Genomic DNA, 8,078 nt, shown 5'->3' on the forward strand with positions numbered 1-8,078 from the left:
GATCGAGATGGAGCTAAAAGCCGCTTAACCCGTCCACTTTATCGGGGGAAGATCACGCCGGTCCCCTTTTTATTGGCGATGGCTGAGAGGTAGAGGCGGGCCGGGAAGGGTTTTGAGTCGCCGCGGTCTTAAAGGAGAGCGCCGAGCGGTTCAGCCCATTCCTGCTCTCCCGAGAAATCCTCCCATGACCGAATCTCTCGCCGGCGGCGCCGTCGCGCCGCTCTCGATCCGTGCCACCGCAGTTGTCGCCTCGAGTGTCATCAGGGCTGCGCGACAGCTTTTGACCGATCTCGAGCGCAGCCGCCGGATCGATGCCGCTGTCCTGCGCGGCGCCATGGAGGCTGCCTTCGGCGCCTCCGATGCGACCGGGGTCTGGAACTGGAAGACGGCCTACAACGCCTGCGAGGCGGCGACCGTCCTGTTGCTAAGGCGATATGGCGCCGTCATGCGCACCAAGGCGACGTCGCCAGCCGCGATGCTGCCGATGCTGATGAGGATCGCGAGCCTCCTTCCGACTCAGACACGCCGATCTGTGGAGAGTGAATCCCTCCAGCAGTTCTCCACTCCTATCGGGCTGGCGTTTGTAGCCAGCCGAGCGGCCGCGATCACGCCTACTGACGTCGTTCTCGAACCTTCAGCTGGCACCGGCCTTCTCGCCATCCTGGCCGAACTTGACGGCGCCTCCCTGGTCCTTAACGAGTTCGCCGAGAGCCGTGCTGGCATTCTCGCGCAGCTGTTTCCCGGCGCCTCCACGACCCAGTTTGACGCCGCTCACATTAACGACCACCTCGATGCCGGCATCGTGCCTGATGTCGTGCTGATGAACCCGCCGTTCTCGGCTGCGGTCCATGTCGATCGACAGATGCGAGAGGCGGCACTGCGTCACATCGGATCCGCCCTGGCTCGACTTCCCGAAGGCGGACGGCTGGTTACCATCACAGGCGCAAACGTCGCGCCCGACAATCCCGCATGGACCTGTTCCTTCAAGCGGCTGCAAGAACAAGGCCGTGTCGTATTCTCGGCGGCAATTGACGGCGCCGTCTATGCCAAGCACGGCACCAACGTCGACACCCGTCTGACCGTTATCGATCGAGTCCCGGCTGACGACGTCGCCTCGTTCCCAGTATCTCCCGGCATTGCGCCCGATCTGCCGACTTTGCTCGGCTGGGTCCAACAGCACGTGCCGCCGCGTCGTCCAATGGCTGGCACAGCGGCTGGCGTGGTGCCGGCAATTGCCAGCCCTGCAACGCCTCGAACAGTACGTGCCTACGTCGCTCAGCGCCAGTCGGCTGCAGCCGTGCCGGCAATTGCTCCCGTGGCGACCGAAGTCGCCTACGAGCCGGTGGATTGGACGCCCACGGATGGCGGCAGCATCACCGATTCGCTTTATGAGGCTTACACACTGCAGTCGATCCGTATTCCAGGCGCGCAACCGCATCCCACAAAGCTCGTGCAGTCCGCCGCGATGGCTTCCGTCGCACCGCCGGAGCCGTCCTACCGGCCGCACCTGCCGGCTAACGTCATATCGGATGGCATCCTATCCGATGCCCAACTCGAGAGCATCATCTACGCCGGCGAGGCGCATTCCGCGTTTCTCGCAGCGCCTGGACAGTCGATGCGACTTTTGACGTCGTGGCGGCCGCGCGCGACGACGCGGAAAATGCCGTTCGCTTTCGCCGGGGCTGGTTCCTGGGCGATGGCACTGGCGCGGGGAAGGGCCGGCAGGTCGCCGGCATCCTGCTCGACAACTGGCTGAAAGGTCGCCGCCGCGCGGTCTGGATCAGCAAGTCCGACAAGCTCATTGAGGATGCGCAACGCGACTGGTCGGCGCTTGGGATGGAGCGGCTCCTCGTCACGCCGCTTTCCCGTTTCCGGCAGGGCACGCCAATCCGGCTCACGGAAGGCATCCTATTTACCACCTACGCCACGCTGCGGACCGACGAGCGCGGCGAGAAACTTTCGCGCGTGAGGCAGATCGTCGAATGGTTGGGCTCCGATTTTGACGGAGTGATCGTCTTCGACGAGAGCCACGCCATGCAAAATGCGGTTGGTGGCAAGGGCGAACGCGGCGACCAGGCGGCCTCTCAGCAGGGGCGTGCGGGCCTCAGGCTCCAGCACGCCTTGCCGAATGCGCGGGTGGTCTACGTCTCCGCGACTGGCGCCACCACGGTACACAACCTCGCCTATGCCCAGCGTCTCGGCCTATGGGGCGGCGAGGATTTTCCGTTCGCGACCCGGGCCGAGTTCGTCGAGGCGATCGAGGAGGGCGGGGTTGCAGCGATGGAAGTGCTGGCGCGCGACCTCAAGGCGCTTGGACTCTATGCCGCTCGCTCGCTGTCCTATGAGGGTGTCGAATACGAACTGGTCGAGCACCAGCTCACAGCGGAGCAGGTCCGCATCTATGATGCCTATGCCGGTGCATTCAGCATCATCCATAACAACCTCGAGGCGGCGATGCGGGCCGCTAACATCACGGGCGAGACCGGCACGCTGAATGGACAGGCAAAGTCCGCGGCCCGGTCCGCCTTCGAAAGCGCCAAACAGCGCTTCTTCGGCCATCTCTTGACCTCGATGAAGACGCCATCGTTGATCCGCTCGATCGAGCGCGATCTCGACGCCGGCCACGCTGCCGTCATTCAGATCGTCTCGACGGGCGAGGCCCTCATGGAGCGACGGCTCGCCGAGATCCCGACCGAGGAGTGGGGTGACGTCCAGGTTGACATCACCCCTCGCGAATATGTCCTCGACTATCTCGCCCATTCCTTCCCGGTTCAGCTCTACGAGCCTTTCACTGACTCGGAGGGAAACCTCTGCTCCCGGCCCGTCTATCGGGACGGCCAGCCGGTCGAAAGCCGGGAGGCTGTCGTACGCCGCGACAGCCTCATCGAGAAGCTCGCGTCATTGTCGCCGGTGCCCGGCGCGCTCGACCAGATCGTTCAGCGATTTGGGACGGACATGGTGGCCGAGGTCACGGGCCGCTCGCGCCGCGTGATCCGCAAGGGCCAGCGTCTCATCGTTGAGAACCGTGCGGCATCGGCGAATCTCGCCGAGACCACGGCGTTCATGGACGACGTCAAGCGCATCCTCGTGTTCTCCGACGCGGGCGGCACGGGCAGGAGCTACCATGCCGAGTTGTCGGCGCTGAATCGCAGGTTGCGTGTTCATTACCTGCTCGAACCCGGCTGGAAGGCGGATGCCGCCATCCAGGGCCTCGGCCGCACGAACCGGACCAATCAGGCGCAGCCGCCGCTATTTCGGCCGGTCGCGACAGACGTGAAGGCGGAGAAGCGCTTCCTCTCCACGATCGCTCGCCGCCTCGACACATTGGGCGCCATCACCCGGGGTCAGCGCCAGACCGGAGGGCAGGGCCTGTTCCGGCCCGAGGACAACCTCGAAAGCCAGTATGGCCGTGATGCATTGCGCCAGCTCTACATGCTGCTGGCGCGCGGCAAGGTCGAGGGCTGCTCGCTTGAGAGATTCGAAGATGCGACCGGACTGAAGCTTATGGATGCCAACGGGCTCAAAGATGAGCTTCCGCCGATCACGACCTTCCTGAACAGGCTGCTGGCGCTCACTATCCAACTGCAGAATATTCTGTTCACCGCCTTCGAGCAGCTACTGACCGCCCGTATCGAAGGCGCGATCGCATCGGGTACCTACGACATCGGACTGGAAACCCTCCGTGCTGAAAGCTTTGTCGTCACTGATCGGCGAACGATCTATACACATCCGGTGACGGGCGCCGAGACCCGGCTCCTCACGATCACTCAGCGCCAGCGCAATCATCCTGTAAGCCTGGATGATGCCCTCGACCGCCTGTCGGATCAGCGTGCTGTCCCGCTGATCAATGAGCGCTCCGGACGAGCCGCCGTGCAGGTCCCAGCCCCGAGCTTCATGCTCGATGATGGCGAGATCGAACGACGCGTCCGGTTGATCCGGCCAATGGAGCAGCACAGCCTCCCCCTGAAGATGATGGCGGAAAGCCATTGGGTTGAAGCCGATCGCGAACGCTTCGCCGCGGCCTGGCAGGTAGAGCTTGCCGAGGTGGCCGAGTTCACCGAAAGCACGATCCACATCGTGGCGGGCTTGTTGCTGCCGATCTGGAAGCGGCTGCCGAACGAGTCGACGCGGGTCTATCGGCTGCAGACGGATGCTGGCGAACGCGTCATCGGCCGCAAGGTCTCGGCAGCCTGGGTCGCGAATGTCCTTGCCGTTGACGAGCCCAAGCTCGCGACCGACAAGGCCTTTGCCGCGCTGATGGAGGGGAGGACGGTCCTTGAGCTCGCCGAAGGCCTCCAGCTCCGCCGTGTCCGGGTCATGGACGCATATCGCATCGAACTTTCTGGATTCAACGACGCGATGCGCGACCGGCTGCGCGCGTACGGCCTGTTCGGGGAGATCATCACCTGGAAGCTACGCATGTTCGTGCCAACTGACACTGATGGCATCGAAGTCCTGGCGAAGGTGCTCGACCACTACCCAATCGAGCGCATCGCCGAACGGGAGGCTGCGTGATGGCCCGCGACGCCTCCGAACTGGCACACTGCCTCGCGCGCGAAGCCGAAGCGGTGTGCCGTTATTATCTCTCCAACGGCAGGCGCCAGGGGCGGTACTGGCTGGTTGGCGACGTGCACAATACGCCGGGCCGCTCGATGTTCGTGCGGCTCCAGGACTCACCGAAGGGACCCGCTGGCAAATGGACGGATGCCGCAACCGGCGAGCATGGCGATCTCCTCGACATCGTCAGGGAAAGCCTTGGTCTTCCTGACTTCCGCGCCGTCGCCGAGGAGGCAAGACGCTTTCTCAAGCTACCCCGGGCTAAACCGGAAGGTGCCTCAAAACCGGCTCGCCCCATCACCGCGGTTGGCTCACAAGAGGCCGCAAGACGGCTGTTTGCGATCTCAGGTCCGATTGAGGGTACCGTCGTTGAGACTTATTTGCACCGTCGCGGAATAGCCCGCGTGTACCATGGTGGCAGCCTGCGCTTCCATCCGCGCTGCTACTACCGGCCTGACGAGCATTTGCCGACCGAGACCTGGCCGGCAATGATCGCTGCCGTCACCGACCTCGATGGCGGGATCACCGGCGTGCACCGCACCTGGCTCGATCCGGACGGCTTTGATCGCGTTCGGCTCGGCAAGGCACCGGTCGACACGCCACGACGAGCCATGGGCGACCTGCTCGGTAACGCAGTTCGTTTCGGTGTGGCTGACGACGACGTGCTTGTCGCCGGCGAAGGCATCGAGACCATGCTATCGCTACGCTGTGTGCTTCCGACGTTGCCGATGGCCGCTGCGCTTTCAGCCAATCACCTCTCGGCCATGCTGCTGTCGTCGAGTTTGCGCCGGCTCTATATCGCCCGCGACGCCGATGCTGCCGGAGACGCGGTCCGGGCAATCCTGACGCAGCGCGCAGCAGCCGCCGGCATCGAAGCCATCACGTTGTCGCCCCGGCTTGGTGATTTCAACGAGGATCTCTACATCTTCGGCCTCGATGCTCTCCGTACGGCTTTGCGGATGCAACTCGTACCAGAGGACGTCTCCCGCTTCCTGCTCTTGTCGACCGCTGTCGCATAGGCGCGTTTTGTTTCGACGCCGACAGCTCGGTCGAGGCGGTGCCAATGCCGAAGAGGCGCGCGACCTCGGCCTTCTAGAGGGCGATCGGACGGCAAGCGGCCCGGGCCGCCAATGGCTGCGGTGCGGCTATTTTCCGCCGGCCCTGCGGGCCTTTGCATCGCGAAGCAAAATAGCCGCACCTCTGCCATCCTCCGCTGGCGCTTCGGCCCTCCGCTTCGCTTTCGGGTTCTGGCCCGCTCCGCCCGCCGCCTGAGTGATCGCCACGAAGGCCGCGATGGGCGCGGCCGATCCGGCAAAGGACCTCTTCCATGACCGACCATGACGACATCGAACCGCCGCACGCCGCCTCTGCAACCGACCACGTCCTCAGCGAATTGCAGCTCTTCGGCTACCGTCCATTTGACGATGAGCCAGATCCGAGACCGCTACCCGAGGGCAAGATGATCGCCGGCGCAGTCGCCGATATCTTCGACGCCTTGGTTGCCACCTTGAGCGATACGCGGCTCGAGCCGGACCTTAGCGATTTGCTCTGGTCGACCGTCAACCTGTTCCATCGTGCCGCGGACCGAATTGATCGCCATCTCGATGACAACGAACAGGCTCAACGCAAGAGCCAGCGCGAGCAGAATGGTTCGGAAGTACGATCGGTCGAACTCGAGCGCCTGACGGCCGAAGGCATCACACTGATCGAGCGCCGCAACTGCCTGGAGCTGTTCCGCGATCAGGCCATCGAGCACTTTGAGCTCCACACCGGTTCACCCTGGCGCCCCCGCTCGGGTTCGCTTGTCAACCATCGCACGCTCACGGCGGCAATGATCGACTCCCGGGATTTCATCGCAGCCAAGCGCCGCGCAGAGACCGAGGTCTTGTTGCCACCTGGGCCCAAGATCGCACTCACTGGCGGCCTCGACTTCAACGACCACACCTTGATCTGGGATCGTCTCGACAAGGTTCACGCCAAGCATCCGGACATGGTCCTGATCCATGGCGGCTCACCAAAGGGTGCCGAACTGATCGCCTCCAAATGGGCGACCAACCGGAAGGTTCCACAGATCGCCTTCAAGCCGGACTGGACCAAGCACGCCAAGGCGGCGCCATTCAAGCGCAACGACGCCATGCTCGAACTCGTGCCGATCGGCGTCATGCATTTCCCGGGCACGGGAATCCAGGACAACCTGGCCGACAAGGCGAAACGACTCGGCATTCCCGTTTGGAAATTTGGCGGCGCGTGAGCGCCGCCTTGCCACCTTCCGAACCACCAAGGCGGAGTTGCAAGCGCCGCAACTCCGCCTCGTTTCGGTTGCATATCCAGAATCGCGCCGCGGTGGTGGTGGAAGGCGCGACCGTTACTCCTTTGCATACGGAGCCACCACCATGATCGCCCTTGGACTTGTCCTCAACACCGTCGGCATCGGCTTGTTCTGCTGGCTGATCTTGACGCTGGCCGTGTACGCTTTGCCGTTTTTTGTCGCCGTCAGCGCCGGGGTGGCGGCATTTCATAGCGGCGCCGGCATCCTCGGTGCGCCGCTCGTCGGCATTGTCGCCGGCGGCGTGACGCTCGCGATTGGACAGACCGCATTCGCGATCGCGCGGTTTCCGATCTTGCGTGCAGCCATAGCGGCCGCCTTCGCCTTCCCAGCCGCGATTGCTGGCTATCATGTGGTCTTCGCGATGTCGCAACTCGGGATGCCCTCGCTGGCATGGCGTGAGGTCTTCGCGTGCCTCGGCGCGGTCTTTATCGGTGGTACGGCGTGGACACGGTTGGCTGTCCTTGCGGAGCCCCGTCCATTGGAGTCGGGCAGGGTCGTGCCAAGCGCATCTCCGGCGGGTCTTTCTGCCGCTACGCACGACGGATAGTCCCTCTCCACCTGCCTCCTCGATCAGATTCGCGCAGATCGGAGCGTTGAAGGAGGGATCGTCGAACTCGAGCGAACGTAAGCGTTCCTTCGTGCGGAGCCCATAGCGAGCTGCGTCATCTCGGCCCGGCCCATATAGTTGCGATGGTGAGGCCCTTCGGTCGCGGCTATTTGTCGTCTGACAATTCCGCCGTTTCCTGCATGTCGTTTCTTTCTCTACGCCTGGAAATTCCGACTTCTTGCACATTCGAACCGAAATTGGCCAAGTCTTCTCCCCAGGTCGTGGTTCAGCACGCGGACGCACGTGGCCTCTTTGATGGCTTGATCTGGCCGAAGACCGGCTGCGCCTCGATCGTCTGAGCCGCAACGCCGTCGCTCAAGACTTTCTTCCCCTGGGCTACGCCCATTCCTCGCGAGGCAAGAAAGTCTTTACGACGTCGTCCTCCGCTTCGCTCCGGCCCGCAACCGGGTGCGTCGCCGATCGTCCTCGGCCTGTCCATCGCCATCGAGGCCGCGGTGGTCGCGGGCTCGAAACACAACAGGAGAAGTGACATGGCTAACATCGGTTCTTTCAAGAAGGTCGGCAACGATTTAGGTTACGCGCGAGAAGGTGTCCTTTAGCGCGCTGACTGTTGCGAGTTTTGCA

The 8,078-nt window shown here is 63.5% G+C and carries 3 protein-coding genes and 1 pseudogene; all 4 read left to right on the forward strand.

All coding sequences use genetic code 11. The annotated features are described in order from the left end of the window. The first annotated feature begins 184 nt into the window (after positions 1 to 184). Positions 185 to 4,515, forward strand: a pseudogene (locus tag AX729_RS26785) (strawberry notch-like NTP hydrolase domain-containing protein). Next, entirely contained in the window at positions 4,515 to 5,576 is a 1,062-nt protein-coding gene (locus tag AX729_RS26790; RefSeq protein WP_021075708.1) for a DUF7146 domain-containing protein, read from the forward strand. Before AX729_RS26785 ends, AX729_RS26790 begins: the two are co-directional and overlap by 1 nt. Positions 5,577 to 5,884: 308 nt before the next feature. After that, positions 5,885 to 6,808, forward strand: coding sequence for a DUF2493 domain-containing protein (locus tag AX729_RS26795; protein ID WP_021075709.1), 924 nt, complete (start codon positions 5,885 to 5,887; stop codon positions 6,806 to 6,808). Between the two features lie 142 nt (positions 6,809 to 6,950). Further along, the gene (locus AX729_RS26800; RefSeq protein WP_021075710.1) at positions 6,951 to 7,433 is read left to right on the forward strand and encodes a hypothetical protein; all 483 of its coding nucleotides are present in this window, start codon (positions 6,951 to 6,953) and stop codon (positions 7,431 to 7,433) included. Positions 7,434 to 8,078: the final 645 nt, after the last annotated feature.

The organism is Bradyrhizobium sp. CCH5-F6, from assembly GCF_001556045.1.
Taxonomy (GTDB): domain Bacteria; phylum Pseudomonadota; class Alphaproteobacteria; order Rhizobiales; family Xanthobacteraceae; genus Bradyrhizobium.